The organism is Pseudomonas piscis (assembly GCF_009380155.1).
GTDB classification, from domain to species: domain Bacteria; phylum Pseudomonadota; class Gammaproteobacteria; order Pseudomonadales; family Pseudomonadaceae; genus Aquipseudomonas; species Aquipseudomonas piscis.
Genome location: NZ_WHUV01000001.1, coordinates 1,811,102 through 1,827,594, shown reverse-complemented (window position 1 = coordinate 1,827,594; position 16,493 = coordinate 1,811,102). Strand labels below are relative to the sequence as shown.

Annotated in this window: 14 protein-coding genes and 2 tRNA genes; 1 reads left to right on the top strand and 15 read right to left on the bottom strand. The window is 62.9% G+C overall.

Annotated features, from left to right (window positions below):
* Positions 1–92: 92 nt before the first annotated feature.
* From GDH07_RS08700 to truA, 11 genes are all read right to left on the bottom strand, one after another.
* Positions 93–169: transfer RNA gene (locus GDH07_RS08700), tRNA-Asp, on the bottom strand.
* A 59-nt stretch (positions 170–228) separates the two neighbouring features.
* Positions 229–304, bottom strand: a tRNA-Val gene (locus tag GDH07_RS08695).
* 157 nt (positions 305–461) lie between these two features.
* Positions 462–1,229 (bottom strand): SDR family oxidoreductase, encoded by a 768-nt coding sequence (locus tag GDH07_RS08690; RefSeq protein ID WP_053138390.1) that lies wholly within the window; start codon positions 1,227–1,229, stop codon positions 462–464.
* A 5-nt stretch (positions 1,230–1,234) separates the two neighbouring features.
* Positions 1,235–2,446, bottom strand: coding sequence for an O-succinylhomoserine sulfhydrylase (locus GDH07_RS08685; protein WP_022643451.1), 1,212 nt, complete (start codon positions 2,444–2,446; stop codon positions 1,235–1,237).
* A gap of 36 nt (positions 2,447–2,482) precedes the next feature.
* Entirely contained in the window at positions 2,483–3,988 is a 1,506-nt protein-coding gene (purF, locus tag GDH07_RS08680) for an amidophosphoribosyltransferase (RefSeq protein ID WP_031321374.1), read from the bottom strand.
* Between the two features lie 41 nt (positions 3,989–4,029).
* Positions 4,030–4,587, bottom strand: coding sequence for a CvpA family protein (locus tag GDH07_RS08675; protein ID WP_022643449.1), 558 nt, complete (start codon positions 4,585–4,587; stop codon positions 4,030–4,032).
* Positions 4,588–4,671: 84 nt separating this feature from the next.
* Positions 4,672–5,322: an SPOR domain-containing protein gene (locus GDH07_RS08670; RefSeq protein ID WP_031321372.1), complete on the bottom strand. Its 651-nt coding sequence runs from the start codon at positions 5,320–5,322 to the stop codon at positions 4,672–4,674.
* On the bottom strand, positions 5,306–6,613 hold the full coding sequence (gene folC / locus GDH07_RS08665; protein ID WP_152897139.1) for a bifunctional tetrahydrofolate synthase/dihydrofolate synthase: 1,308 nt from the start codon (positions 6,611–6,613) through the stop codon (positions 5,306–5,308). Before folC ends, GDH07_RS08670 begins: the two co-directional genes overlap by 17 nt.
* On the bottom strand, positions 6,610–7,530 hold the full coding sequence (accD, locus tag GDH07_RS08660; RefSeq protein ID WP_022643446.1) for an acetyl-CoA carboxylase, carboxyltransferase subunit beta: 921 nt from the start codon (positions 7,528–7,530) through the stop codon (positions 6,610–6,612). Before accD ends, folC begins: the two co-directional genes overlap by 4 nt.
* A gap of 259 nt (positions 7,531–7,789) precedes the next feature.
* A complete protein-coding gene (locus tag GDH07_RS08655) occupies positions 7,790–8,422 on the bottom strand; it encodes a phosphoribosylanthranilate isomerase (protein ID WP_152897138.1) in 633 nt (210 codons plus the stop codon).
* A 63-nt stretch (positions 8,423–8,485) separates the two neighbouring features.
* On the bottom strand, positions 8,486–9,310 hold the full coding sequence (gene truA / locus GDH07_RS08650) for a tRNA pseudouridine(38-40) synthase TruA (RefSeq protein ID WP_178124033.1): 825 nt from the start codon (positions 9,308–9,310) through the stop codon (positions 8,486–8,488).
* 196 nt (positions 9,311–9,506) lie between these two features.
* Between truA and GDH07_RS08645 the strand changes: the two genes are divergently transcribed.
* On the top strand, positions 9,507–10,166 hold the full coding sequence (locus GDH07_RS08645) for a M24 family metallopeptidase (protein ID WP_152897136.1): 660 nt from the start codon (positions 9,507–9,509) through the stop codon (positions 10,164–10,166).
* A gap of 67 nt (positions 10,167–10,233) precedes the next feature.
* Here the strand turns inward: GDH07_RS08645 and GDH07_RS08640 are convergent, their stop codons facing one another.
* From GDH07_RS08640 to leuB, 4 genes are all read right to left on the bottom strand, one after another.
* Positions 10,234–12,840: a FimV/HubP family polar landmark protein gene (locus GDH07_RS08640; RefSeq protein WP_152897135.1), complete on the bottom strand. Its 2,607-nt coding sequence runs from the start codon at positions 12,838–12,840 to the stop codon at positions 10,234–10,236.
* A gap of 204 nt (positions 12,841–13,044) precedes the next feature.
* Positions 13,045–14,055, bottom strand: a complete 1,011-nt coding sequence (locus GDH07_RS08635; RefSeq protein WP_152897134.1) for an aspartate-semialdehyde dehydrogenase — start codon at positions 14,053–14,055, stop codon at positions 13,045–13,047.
* A 147-nt stretch (positions 14,056–14,202) separates the two neighbouring features.
* Positions 14,203–15,315, bottom strand: a complete 1,113-nt coding sequence (gene asd / locus GDH07_RS08630; protein ID WP_053138885.1) for an aspartate-semialdehyde dehydrogenase — start codon at positions 15,313–15,315, stop codon at positions 14,203–14,205.
* Positions 15,316–15,369: 54 nt separating this feature from the next.
* Positions 15,370–16,452, bottom strand: a complete 1,083-nt coding sequence (gene leuB, locus GDH07_RS08625) for a 3-isopropylmalate dehydrogenase (protein WP_022643440.1) — start codon at positions 16,450–16,452, stop codon at positions 15,370–15,372.
* Between the last annotated feature and the right edge of the window lie 41 nt (positions 16,453–16,493).

The window sequence follows — 16,493 nt, the reverse complement described above, 5'->3', positions numbered from 1 at the left end:
CTTGGACTTACATCCAGGTGAAACTTTTAAATCGTCTGATCGAGGCCCTAAGGCTTTCAATCTCAAACCAAGAAAACCTGATCTGGAAAATATGGCGCAGCGGACGGGACTCGAACCCGCGACCCCCGGCGTGACAGGCCGGTATTCTAACCGACTGAACTACCGCTGCGCGTCGGTTGGAGGCTTCCTTGGAAGCTTCCGCCTTTCTTTCGAAAGGCACTCAGGAAGTGGTGGGTGATGACGGGATCGAACCGCCGACCCTCTGCTTGTAAGGCAGATGCTCTCCCGGCTGAGCTAATCACCCTTTGCTTCGCTGAGGCCGCGAAATTTACGCACGTATCGAAGCTAAGTCAATAGCAGGATTGAAGTTTTTTTCAAAAGAGCTGTAAACGACACGCTTCAAGCCCCAGGAAAAATCCCCAGCGATTGGCAAGCGCTCCGCTCCTTGCCCACGAAAGAATTCAATCCTGGTAAATCATCTTCTTGGACATGCCACCGTCCACCACGAACTCCTGGCCGGTGACGAATCCCGAACTGCGTGAAAGCAGCCAGGCCACCATCGCCGCCACATCTTCAACGGTGCCCACCCGACCTGCCGGATGCTGGGCATGGTCGGCATCGGACAATGGCTCCGCGCGCCGCACGGCCGGGTCACGAGCATCGATCCAGCCCGGGCTTACCGCATTGACGCGAATCTCCGGCCCGAGGCTGATCGCCAGAGCATGGGTCAGGGCCAACAAGCCCCCCTTGCTCGCAGCATAGGCTTCGCTGTCCGGCTCCGATTGGCGGGCACGGGTAGAGGCAAGGTTGACGATCGCACCGCCGTGGGCCCGCAGATAGGGCGCGCAGTGCTTGGCCAGCAGCATCGGCCCGCCAAGATTCACCGCCAACACCCGATTCCAATGGCCCAGGTCGAGGCTTTCCAGGGTCATATTGTGCGGATCGGCCACGGCAGCATTGCAAACCAGGGCATCGAGACGCCCGAACTGCCCCAGCACCTCGGCGACCGCTTCAGCCACCTGCTCCTCATCGGCCACATCCATGGTGATGAACCAGGCGTTGTCGCCCAGCACCTTGGCCACCTTGGAGCCGCGCTCGCGATCCAGGTCGGTGAGGACCACCTGCCAGCCTTCGCTGATCAGCCAGGCGGCGATGCCCAGGCCGATACCCCGTGCCGCGCCGGTAACCAGCGCAACACGACCATTGCCCGCCCCCGGGGGCGTCGACAACTCGATCACAAGGCTGCCAGGCCGCGAGCCAGGTCGGCTTGCAGGTCGGCAACGTCTTCCAGGCCGACCGCAATACGGATCAGGCTGTCGCGAATACCCGCAGCCTCACGTTCCTGCGGCGCCAGGCGCCCGTGGGAGGTGGTGCTTGGATGGGTAATGGTGGTCTTGCTGTCACCCAGGTTGGCGGTGATCGAGACCAGGCGAGTGGCATCGATGAAGCGCCAGGCGCCCTCCTTGCCCCCCTTGACCTCGAAACTCACCACCGCGCCGAAACCACGTTGCTGGCGCTTGGCCAATTCATGCTGCGGATGACTGGCGAGCCCGGCGTAATGCACCTTCTCGATCCCTTCCTGGCGTTCCAGCCATTCGGCCAGGGCCTGGGCATTGGCGCAATGGGCACGCATGCGCAGGCTGAGGGTCTCCAGCCCCTTGAGGAAGACCCAGGCATTGAACGGACTCAGGGTCGGCCCCGCGGTACGCAGGAAACCCACCACTTCTTTCATCTGTTCGCTGCGCCCGGCCACCACACCGCCCATGCAGCGACCCTGGCCATCGATGAACTTGGTGGCTGAATGCACCACCACGTCCGCACCAAGCTTGAGCGGCTGCTGCAACGCCGGGGTGCAGAAGCAGTTGTCCACCACCAGCATCGCCCCCTTGGCATGGGCCACCTCAGCCAGTGCGGCGATATCCACCAGTTCGGCCAGAGGATTGGAGGGCGACTCGACGAACAGCAATCGGGTATTGCTCTTGATCGCCGCATCCCAGCCGGACAGGTCCGCCAGGGGCACGTAGTCGACTTCGACGCCGAAACGCTTGAAGTACTTCTCGAACAGGCTGATGGTGGAGCCGAACACGCTGCGCGAAACCAATACGTGGTCACCGGCGCTGCACAGGCTCATGACCACCGAGAGGATCGCTGCCATGCCAGTCGCGGTAGCCACCGCCTGCTCCGCCCCCTCGAGGGCCGCGATGCGCTCCTCGAAAGAACGCACCGTAGGGTTGGTGTAGCGCGAATAGACGTTGCCCGGCACCTCGCCAGCGAAACGCGCGGCCGCATCGGCGGCCGTGCGGAACACATAGCTGGAGGTGAAGAACATCGGATCACCATGCTCGCTCTCCGGCGAACGGTGCTGACCAGCGCGCACCGCCAGGGTATCGAACGCTACGCCTTCAAGGTCGCTATCCAGCCGACCGGCATCCCAATCCTGACTCATGCCGCCTACTCCTAATCTCTTCGTGAATGCTCTGGATCAGTTGTTGTACAGATCGATGATCGCGCTGACCGCCTGGGTCTTGGCCTTGGAGGCATCGTTACGGGCATTCTCGATCTTGTTCAGATAGGCCTCGTCGACATCACCAGTAACGTACTTGCCGTCGAACACTGCGCAGTCGAAGCTTTCGATCTTGATCTTGCCACCACCGACCGCCTCGATCAGGTCCGGCAGGTCCTGATAGATCAGCCAATCGGCACCGATCAGGTCGGCCACATCCTGGGTGGAACGATTGTGGGCGATCAGCTCGTGGGCGCTCGGCATATCGATGCCGTACACGTTCGGATAACGCACGGCCGGGGCGGCGGAGCAGAAGTAGACATTCTTCGCACCGGCCTCACGGGCCATCTGGATGATCTGCTTGCAGGTGGTGCCACGCACGATGGAATCGTCCACCAGCATCACGTTCTTGCCGCGGAATTCCAGCTCGATGGCATTGAGCTTCTGGCGTACCGACTTCTTGCGGGCGGCCTGGCCCGGCATGATGAAGGTCCGGCCGATATAGCGGTTCTTCACGAAACCTTCGCGGAACTTCACGCCCAGGTGATTGGCCAGTTCCAGTGCCGCGGTGCGGCTGGTGTCCGGAATCGGGATCACCACGTCGATATCGTGCTCGGGACGCTCGCGCAGGATCTTCTCGGCCAGCTTCTCACCCATGCGCAGGCGCGCCTTGTATACCGAGACGCCATCGATGATCGAATCAGGACGGGCCAGGTATACATGCTCGAAGATGCACGGGGTGAGCTGCGGATTGGTGGCGCACTGGCGGGTGTAGAGCTTGCCTTCCTCAGTGATGTAGACCGCCTCGCCCGGCGCGAGGTCGCGGATCAGGGTGAAGCCCAGCACATCCAGGGACACGCTTTCGGAGGCGATCATGTACTCCACGCCCTCGTCAGTATGGCGCTGGCCGAACACGATCGGACGGATGCCATGGGGATCGCGGAAACCGACGATGCCGTAGCCGGTGATCATCGCCACCACCGCATAACCACCCACACAACGGTTGTGCACGTCGGTCACGGCGGCGAATACATCTTCCTCGGTGGGCTGCAGCTTGCCGCGCTGGGCCAGCTCGTGGGCGAAAACGTTGAGCAGCACTTCGGAATCGGAACTGGTGTTGACGTGACGCAGGTCGGACTCGTAGATCTCCTTGGCCAACTGCTCGACGTTGGTCAGGTTGCCGTTGTGCGCCAAAGTGATGCCGTAAGGCGAGTTGACGTAGAACGGCTGGGCCTCGGCCGAAGTGGAGCTACCGGCGGTCGGGTAACGCACGTGGCCGATGCCCATGTGGCCGACCAGGCGCTGCATGTGGCGCTGCTGGAACACGTCACGGACCAGGCCATTGTCCTTGCGCAGGAACAACCGGCCATCATGACTGGTCACGATACCGGCCGCGTCCTGGCCGCGGTGTTGGAGGACGGTTAGCGCGTCATACAGCGCCTGATTAACGTTCGACTTACCGACGATACCGACGATGCCACACATGCGACGCAACCCCTACTTAATGGAACTGAACTGAGCTCATCTTACTGAGGCGCCTGGGCCGGTAAGAGGTGCTCCTTGAACGGTATTTCAGCGGGTACGCTGATACCGCTGGCCAGCCACTGACTGCTCCACCCCAATATGAGGTTCTTGGACCAATCTGCAACCAATAGAAATTGTGGCACCAGTCGCGACTGCTGCCACCAGGAATCCTGCTGAACCGGCCCCAGGCTCAGGAGCCCGACCGCCACGACCACCAGCAACGCGCCACGCGCCGCGCCGAAGGCCATGCCGAGGAATCGATCGGTGCCGGACAGGCCGGTGACGCGAATCAATTCGCCGATGAGATAGTTGACCATTGCGCCCACCAGCAAGGTGGCGACAAACATGATTGCGCAGCCCGCGATCACGCGAGCCGAAGGAGTTTCGATATAAGCGCCGAGGTACTCGGACAGTGAGCCACCGAACATCCAGGCGACGACTCCTGCGATGATCCAGGTAAGCAACGACAAGGCTTCTTTGACGAAACCACGGCTCAAGCTGATCAAAGCGGAAATGGCGATTATTGCAACGATCGCCCAGTCAACCAGGGTAAATGGCACAGTGCAGCCTACAGACGGATAAGGCGGCGCATTTTAACAGAGCGCTTGGCTGTCGGTAAGCTGCGATTCACTGTGCCGTACAAATCAACCGCGCTCTGGCTGGAAGCGCACCACGAAGCCCTTGAGGTTCTGCTGGCGGCCCAACAGGTCACGCAGGCGATCCGCTTCGGCACGCTCGATCAGCGGCCCGACGAATACCCGGTTCTTGCCTTCGGCCGAACGGATATAAGCGTTATAGCCTTGGCTACGCAGGGTCTTTTGCAGGTTTTCCGCGCTTTCCCGGCTCGACAGGCTGGCCAGTTGCACCGACCAGCTGACGGACAAGCCATTGGCATCGACACGGCTCTGGCTGGTATCGGGCTTGGCGCTCACCACCGGCTGCGCTGGCGCCGGCACTGGCGCGGGCTTGGGCGTCGGGGCCGGCTTGTTGACCACTACCGGAGCCGGAGTCGCTGGCACACTGGGGGCGATCGGCGCCGCAGGGGCCGCCTGCTGCACCACCGGATCATCGGCAGGCACGGAACCTTGCGGCAATGGCTGCGGCTCCGGGACCACCACCGGCTCGACCTGGACCTGGGGCAACGCCGATGGCTGCGGCGCAGCAGGCGCCTCGACCACCACGTGGCGCTGCTCGTCTTCTCGCGAGAACAGCATCGGCAAGAAGATCACTGCCAGTGCCACCAGCACCAACGCCCCGACCATCCGCTGCTTGTAGACGTTATCCAGCATAGCCATGTGCAGCTTCCTCCGTGGCGCGCCGGGCAAGCCACTCAAGGGCCTCGGCAACACAATAAAAAGACCCGAACAGCAGTATTTCGTCATCGGCGGTGGCCTGTGCGCATTGCGCCTCCAGCGCCGCCGCCACGCTGGCATAAGACGCCACGGGAGCGCCAAGGTTCTCCAGCGCCGCCTGCAGCTCCTCGGCCGGACGCGCCCGGGGCGAGTCCAGTGGAGCTACGGCCCAGTGCTGGATCGACGCCTGCAGGCAGGCCACCACGCCCGCCAGGTCCTTGTCGGCCAACAGTCCGAACACCGCCAGGCGCCGGCCAGCCACCGGCCGGCGCGCCAGGCGCTCGGCCAGGTACTGCGCCGCATGGGGGTTGTGCCCGACATCCAGCAACAGGTTGAGGGATTTGCCCTGCCAGTTGATCCGGCGACGATCCAGGCGCCCGGTCACCCGGGTCTGCTGCAACGCGCTGGCGATCCGCTCAGGCTGCCAGGGCAACCCGGTCAGCAGATAGGCCTGCAGCGCCAGTGCCGCGTTTTCCATGGGCAGGTCGAGTAGCGGCAGGTCACGCAATTGCACCGGATTGCCCTGGTTATCCAGGCCGCGCCATTGCCAATGGGTATCGGTGATTCCCAGATCGAAATCCCGGCCACGGAGGAAAAACGCACAATCCAGCTCTCGCGCCTTGTCCAGCAAAGGCTGCGGCGGCTCGAGGTCGCCGCACAACGCCGGGGCGCCAGGACGGAAGATCCCGGCCTTTTCAAAGGCCACGGACTCGCGGGAGTCCCCGAGATACTCCACATGATCGACACCGATGCTGGTCACCAGGGCGATATCGGCATCCACCAGGTTGACCGCATCCAGGCGCCCTCCCAGGCCCACCTCAAGCACCACGGCATCCAGGGCCGCGTGCTGGAACAGCCAGAACGCCGCCAGGGTGCCCATTTCGAAATAGGTCAGGGAGACATCGCCACGCCCGGCCTCCACCGCAGCGAAGGCCTCGCACAGCTGCTGATCCGTGGCCTCGATGCCATTGACCTGCACCCGCTCGTTGTAGCGCAACAGGTGCGGCGAACTGTAGACCCCGACCTGCAGGCCCTGGGCCCGCAGCAGGGAAGCGATGAAGGCACAGGTGGAACCCTTGCCGTTGGTACCGGTAACGGTTATCACCCGGGGCGCCGGCTTGCCCAGCCCCATCCGGGACACTACCTGCTGCGAGCGCTCCAGCCCCATGTCGATGGCCGAAGGATGCAACTGCTCGAGGTAGGCGAGCCACTCGCCCAGGGTACGTTGGGTCATAGGCTTGCAGGAGCCGGGGGAACCACGATCGGCTCGACCGGTGCAGCCACGAACTCCGGCGTCGGCAACCCCATCAGCTGGGCCAGCAGGTTGCCCAGGCGTGGGCGCAGTTCCTGACGGGAAATGATCATGTCGATCGCACCGTGCTCCAGCAGGAACTCGCTGCGCTGGAAGCCTTCAGGCAGCTTCTCGCGCACGGTCTGCTCGATCACTCGAGGGCCGGCGAAACCTACCAGCGCCTTGGGTTCACCGACGATTACATCACCCAGCATCGCCAAGCTGGCGGATACACCGCCGTAGACCGGGTCGGTCAGCACGGAGATGAACGGCAGGCCTTCTTCACGCAAGCGCGCCAACACTGCGGAGGTCTTGGCCATCTGCATCAGGGAGATCAGCGCCTCCTGCATCCGCGCACCACCGGAGGCGGAGAAGCAGATCATCGGGCAGCGGTTTTCCAGGGCGTAGTTGGCCGCACGCACGAAACGCTCGCCGACGATGGCCCCCATGGAACCGCCCATGAAGGAGAATTCGAAAGCCGAAACCACCACTGGCATTCCCAGCAGCGTACCGCTCATGGAAACCAGCGCGTCTTTCTCGCCGGTCTGCTTCTGGGCTGCGCTCAGGCGATCCTTGTACTTCTTGCCGTCGCGAAACTTCAGGCGGTCCACTGGCTCCAGGTCGGCACCCAGTTCGGCGCGGCCTTCAGCATCAAGGAAGATATCGATGCGGGCACGTGCGCCGATCCGCATGTGGTGGTTGCACTTGGGGCAAACATCCAGGGTCTTTTCCAGCTCCGGACGATAGAGCACGGCCTCGCAGGACGGGCACTTGTGCCAAAGACCTTCGGGCACCGAGCTCTTCTTCACCTCGGAACGCATGATCGAAGGGATCAGTTTGTCTACTAACCAGTTGCTCATGCTTTCTTTCTCCAGTACCGGCGGCGCGAACGCTGTGGTTCGCGACCCCGCGTATGCCCTTGAGCCAAATTCATGTATGCGGCGATGATCGGCTCGCTACCGCGGTCAGCACTTGGCTCGACCTGCCCGCAGCGAACCTCTCCTGCGCCATCCCGACAACCCGCGATAGAGCGGTTGCCACTCGATTACGACTCCGCCTCACGGCGGCGCCTGCCTGTTTTGTACAGTGGTCTTATGGACGGCGGCAGACTGCCAGCCGTCACATCGACTCACTGCTGCGACGTACAGCCTGCATAAACGCCTGGATTCTCGCTGGATCCTTGATGCCCTTGCTCTGCTCCACCCCGCCGCTGACATCCACCGCATAAGGACGCACCTGGGCAATGGCCAGGGCGACGTTATCGGCCGACAGGCCACCGGCGAGGATGATCGGCTTGCTCAGCCCCTGCGGAACCAGGGACCAGTCGAAGGCCTCTCCGGTTCCCCCGGGCACGCCTTCGACATAGGTATCCAGGAGAATCCCGCTGGCCCCAGGAAAGGCCTGGCAGGCCGCAGCGATGTCATCACCCGCCTTGACCCGTAGCGCCTTGATATAGGGGCGATGGTAGCCCTCGCAGGCAGCAGCCGATTCATCGCCATGGAACTGCAAGAGGTCCAGCGGCACGGCGTCGAGGATTTCCCCCAGCTCGCAGCGGCTGGCATTGACGAACAACCCGACCGTGGTCACGAACGGCGGCAGGGCGGCGATGATTGCCCGCGCCTGCTGCACATTCACCGCCCGCGGGCTCTTGGCGTAGAACACCAGGCCAATGGCATCGGCCCCCGCCGCCACCGCCGCCAGCGCATCTTCTATGCGGGTAATCCCACAAATCTTGCTGCGAACGGCCGACATATCGTGTGAACCCCTGGGGTAAATCCGGAAAGTCCCGGATGGTAGCAAATGCTTTTCCGGGCGTCAGCCGCCAAATTCCGGGAATCCGGTGAGGAAATGCGGCCCGATGTAGCGCTCGGGCAACTGGAACTCATCCCGGTATTCGACCTGTACCAGATACAGCCCGAAAGGATGGGCGGTAACGCCGCCAGCTCGGCGCACCCGGCTTTCCAGGACCTCCCTGGCCCACTCCACCGGGCGTTCGCCGGCCCCAATGGTCATCAATACCCCAGCGATATTGCGCACCATGTGATGCAGGAACGCGCTGGCGCGAATATCCAGGACGATCATCTTGCCGCAGCGGATGACCTGCAGGTGATGGATCTCCTTGATCGGCGACTTCGCCTGGCATTGCCCGGCCCGGAAAGCACTGAAGTCGTGAGTGCCCACCAGGTAGGCAGCAGCCTCGGCCATCCGCTCGGTGTCCAGTGGCCGATGATTCCAGGTGATTTCTTCGTTGAGGTGGGCCGGGCGGATCTGGTCGTTGTAGATGACGTAGCGATAGCGCCGGGCGATCGCCTTGAAACGTGCATGGAAATGCGCCGGCATCTCCCGGGCCCAGCTGACGCTGATGTCATGGGGCAAGTTGATATTGGCCCCCATGACCCAGGCCTTCATCGGACGCACGACCTGGGTGTCGAAGTGCACCACCTGGCCGCTGGCATGCACCCCGGCATCGGTACGCCCAGCGCAAGTCAGGGTTATCGGGGAGTCCGCGACCCTGGACAGGGCCTTCTCCAGGGTCTCCTGGACACTGGGGACGCCGGACGACTGGCGCTGCCAGCCGTGATAGCGCGAGCCTTTGTATTCGACGCCCAGGGCGATCCGGGAAAAGCCTGCGGCCGCCATTTCGGCGGCCGCGTTATCTATATTTGCCAAGAACTTACAGCCTGCTGATATGCGCAAAGGCGCCCATTATAAGGCCAGAGCAAGCGGACGCCATGCGCCACGGGGGTTTAGTTGCAGATTGCAGCGATCATCTATCAAGCGTTATATATCAAGCTATATAGCGATTGATAACAAAAACCTGATCGGGACCTGATGAATGAACGCAGCCAACAAAGAGGCCGTCGGCCTGGCCTACAGCCTGGAAGGCATGCTCCACGCCAAGCGCATGACCTGGGAGGCCGTGGCCGAGATGGCCCGCCGGATCGAGCCGGGCATGCTGGAGTCCGCAGCCAGGGAAATGGGCCTTGAGGTATTGCAGGAACTGGGCATGGAGCGGATCTGGCATCCGCTGCTGATCCGCTTTGGCAGCAATACCCTCAAGACCTTCAAGCAACGCTCCGAGGGCGATCCGCGGCTGGGAGAACACGATCTGTTCTTCATTGACCTGGGAGTGGTCTGGGATCGCCATGAGGGCGACTGTGGAGCGACCTTCGTCGTCGGTGACGACGCCGAAATGCATGCCTGCGCCGCTGCCGCCAAAAGCCTGTTCGACCTGGTGTACGAGCACTGGAAAACCCATCGGGTGGCAGGCCCCGAACTGTATCGATATGCCGAGGAACAGGCCCATGCCATGGGCTGGCTGCTGAACCTGGACATCAAGGGGCATCGCGTCAGCGACTTCCCCCACGCCATCTACCGTGCCGGCGACCTGGGGGATTTCGCCGCCTGCCCGCAGGTCGGCCTGTGGATCCTGGAAATCCAGATCGCCCACCCTACCCGCCCTTTCGGCGCGTTCTACGAGGACCTGCTGGCCTGAGTCCCGCGCAGCACCAACAAAAACGGCAGCCTCATGGGCTGCCGTTGCACTCAAGCTTCAGGTCGAATCAAGCCAGCCGGGCGAGCATTTCCTGCGCCTCGCTCTTCTGCCCTTCGTTACCTTCGCTCAGCACTTCACCAAGAATATCCCGGGCTCCGTCGTTGTCGCCCATGTCGATGTAGGCCTGGGCCAGATCGAGCTTGGTCGCCACTTCATCGCTACCGGCGAGGAAGTCGAACTCAGTATCCTCAGGTGCCGCCGCGGCATCCTCGGCAGTGAAGGTCGGGCTCCCCGCTTCCGGCTGATCGAGAGTCTGGGCGAGTCGCTCGAGCTCGGCATTGACGTCGTCCAGCTCGGAACTGAAGGCATCCTTGGGTTCGTCCGCGGTCATCTCATCTGCCAGGGACAAGTCAAAATCCGCCGACAGGTCAAGGTCATCCAGGGCCGACTCGGTCACTGTAGGCACTTCGCCAGCCGGCAGGTCCTTGAGATCGTCCTCCAGGCTCAGCAGGAAATCGTCATCGCTCTGGGTGGCCGCAGGCAGATCCGCGCCCAGGTCGAGATCGAAATCTCCCAGGTCGTCCAGGTTCTCCTCGGGTGCAATCTGCTGCTCGAGCACCGAACCGAAACTCAGATCGTCATCGAGCGGAAAATCCTCCAGCTCGACTTCAGGCTCGGGCGTGGGCTCTGGCGCCACCACCGCTGCCGGCGAAGCGGCCTCCAGGTCATCCAGGCTCAGGTCGAAATCTTCATCCAGGCCTTCCACCGGGGCTTTTGGCTCAACTGCCGGCGGCTCATCCTGGAGCAATTCCTTGACGTACTCGGCATCCAGTTCCGCCGCTGCGGCTGCGGTAGCCAGGCCTGCCGCGGCCGCCACTGCGACCATGGCCGGATAACGGCTCTTGAGCTGCTCGACCTGCGCATGGTTATCGCCATTGGCCACCAGTTGGCGCTCTTCGGTGACGAAGGCACTGCGATCGCCCTGGCGGGCATAGACTTCCATCAGCTTCAGGCGCAGCTCACTGCGCTGTGGCTCCATCTTGACCGCTTCTTCGAGAATCGCCGCTGCCTGGTTCAGGCGGCCGCCGTCGATATGGTTCTGCGCCTGGCCCAGGACATCGGTCGCCCGTTCCTGCGGCGCGGCTGGTGCCACGATCGGCTCCGCTACCGGAGCTGGAGCTGGAGCTGGAGCTGGAGCTGGAGCTGGAGCCAGCTTGACGCTCGGCGGCGGCACTTCAAGACCTTCGAAGCTGCTTTCCGGCAGATCCATCTCTTCGGAAAAATTGTTCTCCTCGGACAATGCCCGGGCCATGCGCAGGTGCTTCTCCGCCTCCTGCTGGGCCTTGCGGCGACGCGCCAGCAACAGCAGCAACAGCAACAGGGCCGCCACCACGCTACCGGCGATAAGGCCCAAGAGGATCGGATTGGTCAACAGATCGCCATACTTGTCTTCGTCGGCCGTGGCTGCCTGCGCCTCAGGTGCAGCTGCGGGCTCGCTGGCTGGCGCCACTGGAGCCACTGGAGCCACCGGGGCCGGAGCCTCGGGCTTGCTTACCAGTTCCGCCGGCATGGCTGGCGCCGGCTGCGCTGCAGGCGCCGCCGGAGCCGCACCCTCGGCCTGCAACTTGGCCAACTGGTTGTTCTTCAACTCGATCAAGCGCTGCAGCTTGTCCAGCTGGCTCTGCAGATCCGCCATGCGATCTTTCAACTCGGCATTGTCGCGCCGAGTCGAATCCAGGCTTTCCTGGGTGACCGCCAGCTTGTTGCTCAGCGCCTTGCTGTCGCCTGCGGCGCCCTTGCCGCGGGTCTTGCCACTCTCGGCGGAGACCAGGCTCAGGTTGTCCCGGGTATTGGCCTGCTTGGGCGTCTTGTCGGCACCCGCACGGCGGGTCGCGTCCACTTGTTGCTGACCACGAGCTCCGCCACGCCGCCCCTGGCGCCAGGCAGCATTTTGCGCGGCCACTTCGGCGATCGCCTTGGGCTGCGGCAACGCGGTGCTCTGGACCACATCCGGCAGGCGCAACACCTTGCCGGTTTTCAAGCGGTTGATATTGCCGTCGATGAAGGCATCCGGATTCAGCGCCTGGATCGCCAGCATGGTCTGCTGGATCGACGCGCCATTACGGTTCCTGGCCGCGATTTCCCAGAGGGTGTCACGGGCCGAGGTGGTGTATTGCTCAGGCTTGCTGATCTTGCTGGCCGCCGTGACCGGAGCATTCACCGCAGGACCGGAAACCGGTGCGCCCTGGGCAGCTTGCGCGGCCTCAGGAGAGAACTTGGAAGGGTCCAGCAGGACGCTGTAGTCGCGCAACAGGCGACCGTTGGGCCACATCACCTGCACCAGGAACTTGACCATCGGCTCGGACAGCGGGCGGCTGGACGTTACCCGCAGCACACTCTTGCCGCCGGGATTGAGAACAGGGGTAAAGCTCAGGTCGTTGAGAAAGGCCTGGCGATCGACGCCGGCCTTGGCGAACTCATCTGCCGGGGCCAGGCTTGGCACCACTTCGGCGGCAGTGAGGTCCTTTACATCAAGCAATTCGATTTCTGCTACCAGAGGCTGGTTCAGACTCGACTTCAGGGTCAGCTCCCCAAGCCCAAGCGCCTGCGCCATACCGGAGGACAGCGCCGAGGCGGCCGCTATTGCTAACACCAGTTTGCGAACTTGAACCATAGCCTCATCCTTTGTTTGAACTTTCCTCGGCTAGCGAGAAGGTTTTGTAGCGGCTGCCATAAGGCATTGCGCGGGGCCAGGATGGCCACGACGCGCGATTAATTCCTGCATGCCCCGGGAGCACCTGACGGCCACTCACCTCCAGCAACTTGCCAAGCATAGCGCCCAGCTAGATTCATTCTGCAAATTGTTGCCAAGTATCTTTTACAGCAGGTCTTTTATCAACAATTCAGCCAGCTGCACCGCGTTCAACGCCGCACCTTTGCGGACGTTGTCCGAAGTCAGCCACAGGTTGAGCTCCGCCGGATCGTCGACCCCGCTGCGAACTCGCCCAACGTAGACCACATCCTGGCCCACGGCGTCACCGACGGCCGTCGGATAGTCGCCAGCGTCCACCAGCTCCAGGCCAGGCGCCGCTTCCAGCGCGGCATTCACCGCCGCAAGGTCGATATCGGCAGCCGACTGCAGAGTCACGCTATAGCTATCGCCAAAAAACACCGGCGCTTGAATGCATGTGACAGAAATCTTCAGCAAAGGTAGCCCCAGCACCTCGCGCAGCTCCCTGACCAGGCGTTTTTCCAGCAGGGTATGGCCCTGGGCATCCGGCGTGCCGACCTGGGCCAGCAGGTTGAAGGCCATCTGCCGGTCGAAGAAACGCGGTTCCAGGGGACGTGCATTCAACAGTTCGGCGGTCTGCCGGGCCAGTTCGCTGACCGCCTCGCGGCCCTGGCTGGAAACCGCCAGGCTGGCGCTCAGGCCCACCCGCTGGATTTCCAGCAGATCCTGCAATGGCGCCAGCGCGACCGCCAGCGCCGTGGCCGAGGCACTGGGACTGCTCAGTTGCACCGGTTTACCCAGGCCGGCCAGCACCTTGGCATTGACTTCGGGCACCACGCTGGGGGCCTGCGCCGAGGGCAAGGCCCCGGAAAGATCGATCACCGCGCAATTGGCCGCCGTCGCCCGCGGCGCAAAACTCAGGGTCACGGCCGGACCTGCGGCGAAGAACGCCAGCTGGGCCTTGCCGAAGTCAAACTCGTCGACCTCGCGTACACGCAGGTTCTTGCCGCGAAACGGCACCGAATGTCCTGCCGACTCGCTGCTGGCCAGCAAGTAGAGGTTGCCGACCGGAAAATCACGCTCTTCGAGAATCTGCACCAGGGTTTCGCCGACGGTACCGGTGGCACCGATCACGGCAATATCAAAGGACGGAGTCATGGTGCTACCTCAGGCAAAACGGGGGGAGCGGCACTTTACCCGGCACGCGGGGACGAGGCAATTCGCCGGAGCGACCACAACTTGCGGCCCATGAAAAAACCCGCGCCCTTTGAGGGAACGCGGGTTTTTCGCGGCGATGCAGAAGAATCAGCGCTCCAGCAGGATCCGCAGCATGCGGCGCAGCGGCTCGGCCGCGCCCCACAGCAGTTGGTCACCCACAGTGAAGGCGCCGAGGAACTGCGAGCCCATGTTCAGCTTGCGCAGACGGCCCACCGGAATGTTCAGGGTACCGGTGACCTTGGTCGGGCTCAGCTCCTGCATGCTGATCTCACGCTGGTTCGGCACCAGCTTGACCCAGGGGTTGTGCTGGCTGATCAGCCCTTCGATATCGGCGATCGGCACGTCCTTGTTGAGCTTGATGGTCAGCGCCTGGCTGTGGCAGCGCATGGCGCCGATACGTACGCAGATACCGTCCACCGGAATCGGGTTCTTGAAGCGACCGAGGATCTTGTTGGTCTCGGCCTGGGCCTTCCACTCTTCGCGGCTCTGGCCGTTGGGCAGCTCCTTGTCGATCCACGGAATCAGGCTGCCGGCCAGCGGTACGCCGAAGTTCTCGGTTGGATAGGCATCGCTGCGCATGGCCTCGGCCACCTTGCGGTCGATATCGAGGATGGCGCTGGCCGGGTTGGCCAGGTCATCGGCGACCGCAGCATGGGTGGCGCCCATCTGCTTGATCAGCTCACGCATGTTCTGCGCGCCGGCGCCGGAGGCCGCCTGGTAGGTCATGGCGCTCATCCACTCCACCAGGCCGGCTTCGAACAGGCCACCCAGGCCCATCAGCATCAGGCTGACGGTGCAGTTGCCGCCGACGTAGTTCTTGGTCCCGGCATCCAGTTGCTGGTCGATGACCTTGCGGTTCACCGGATCGAGGATGATCACTGCGTCGTCCTGCATGCGCAGGCTGGAAGCAGCGTCGATCCAGTAACCCTGCCAGCCGGCTTCTCGCAGCTTGGGGAAGACTTCGCTGGTGTAGTCGCCACCCTGGCAGGTCAGAATCACGTCGAGGGTTTTCAGCTCTTCAATGCTGTAGGCGTCCTTGAGCGGGGCAATATCCTTGCCTACCGACGGACCCTGGCCACCGACATTGGAAGTGGTGAAAAACACCGGTTCAATAAGATCGAAGTCCTGCTCTTCAAGCATCCGCTGCATGAGCACGGAACCGACCATACCGCGCCAACCGATCAGACCTACACGTTTCATCGCAACTACACCTATACAAAAGTGGGCCACTGTCAGTGCAGTGGGCCCGAAAGATTACAGATTCCGCAGCGCCGCGACTACTGCATCGCCCATTTCCTGCGTACCGACCCGGGTGCAACCGGCCGACCAGATGTCACCGGTACGCAAGCCCTGGTCCAGCACTCGGCTGACGGCTTGCTCGATGGCGTCCGCCGCTGCGGTCAGGTTGAAGCTGTAGCGCAGCATCATCGACACCGAGAGGATGGTCGCCAGCGGGTTGGCGATGCCCTGCCCGGCGATATCCGGCGCCGAACCGTGGCAAGGCTCGTACATGCCCTTGTTGTTGGCGTCCAGGGACGCCGAAGGCAGCATGCCGATGGAACCGGTGAGCATCGAGGCCTCGTCGGAGAGAATATCGCCAAACATGTTGTCGGTGACGATCACGTCGAACTGCTTGGGCGCGCGCACCAGCTGCATGGCCGCGTTGTCGACGTACATGTGGCTGAGCTCGACGTCCGGATAGTCCTTGGCCACCTGCTCGACCACTTCACGCCACAGCTGGCTGGACGCCAGGACGTTGGCCTTGTCCACCGAGCAGAGCTTCTTGCCGCGCACCCGCGCCATGTCGAAGCCGACCCGGGCGATCCGGCGGATCTCGCTCTCGCTGTAGGGCAAGGTGTCATAGGACTGGCGCTCGCCGCTCTCCAGCTCGCGGGTGCCGCGAGGAGCACCGAAGTAGATACCGCCGGTCAGTTCGCGGACGATGAGGATGTCCAGGCCGGAGACGATTTCCGGTTTCAGGCTCGAGGCATCGGCCAGTTGCGGATAGAGGATCGCCGGCCGCAGGTTGCCGAACAGCCCCAGTTGCGCGCGAATCTTCAACAGCCCGCGCTCCGGACGGATGTCGCGCTCGATCTTGTCCCACTTCGGACCGCCCACCGCACCCAGCAGCACCGCATCGGCGGCACGGGCCCGGTCCAGGGTCTCGTCGGCCAGGGGCACGCCATGCTTGTCGATGGCCGCGCCGCCGATCACATCGTGGCTCAGCTCGAAACCCAGGCCGTACTTGTCATTGGCCAATTCCAGGACCTTGACCGCTTCGGCCATGATTTCCGGGCCAATACCGTCACCAGGGAGAATCAGAATCTGCTTGCTCATGCATTCCTCGTTCGTTCTGTCGGCACGCCCTTGGGCGCACC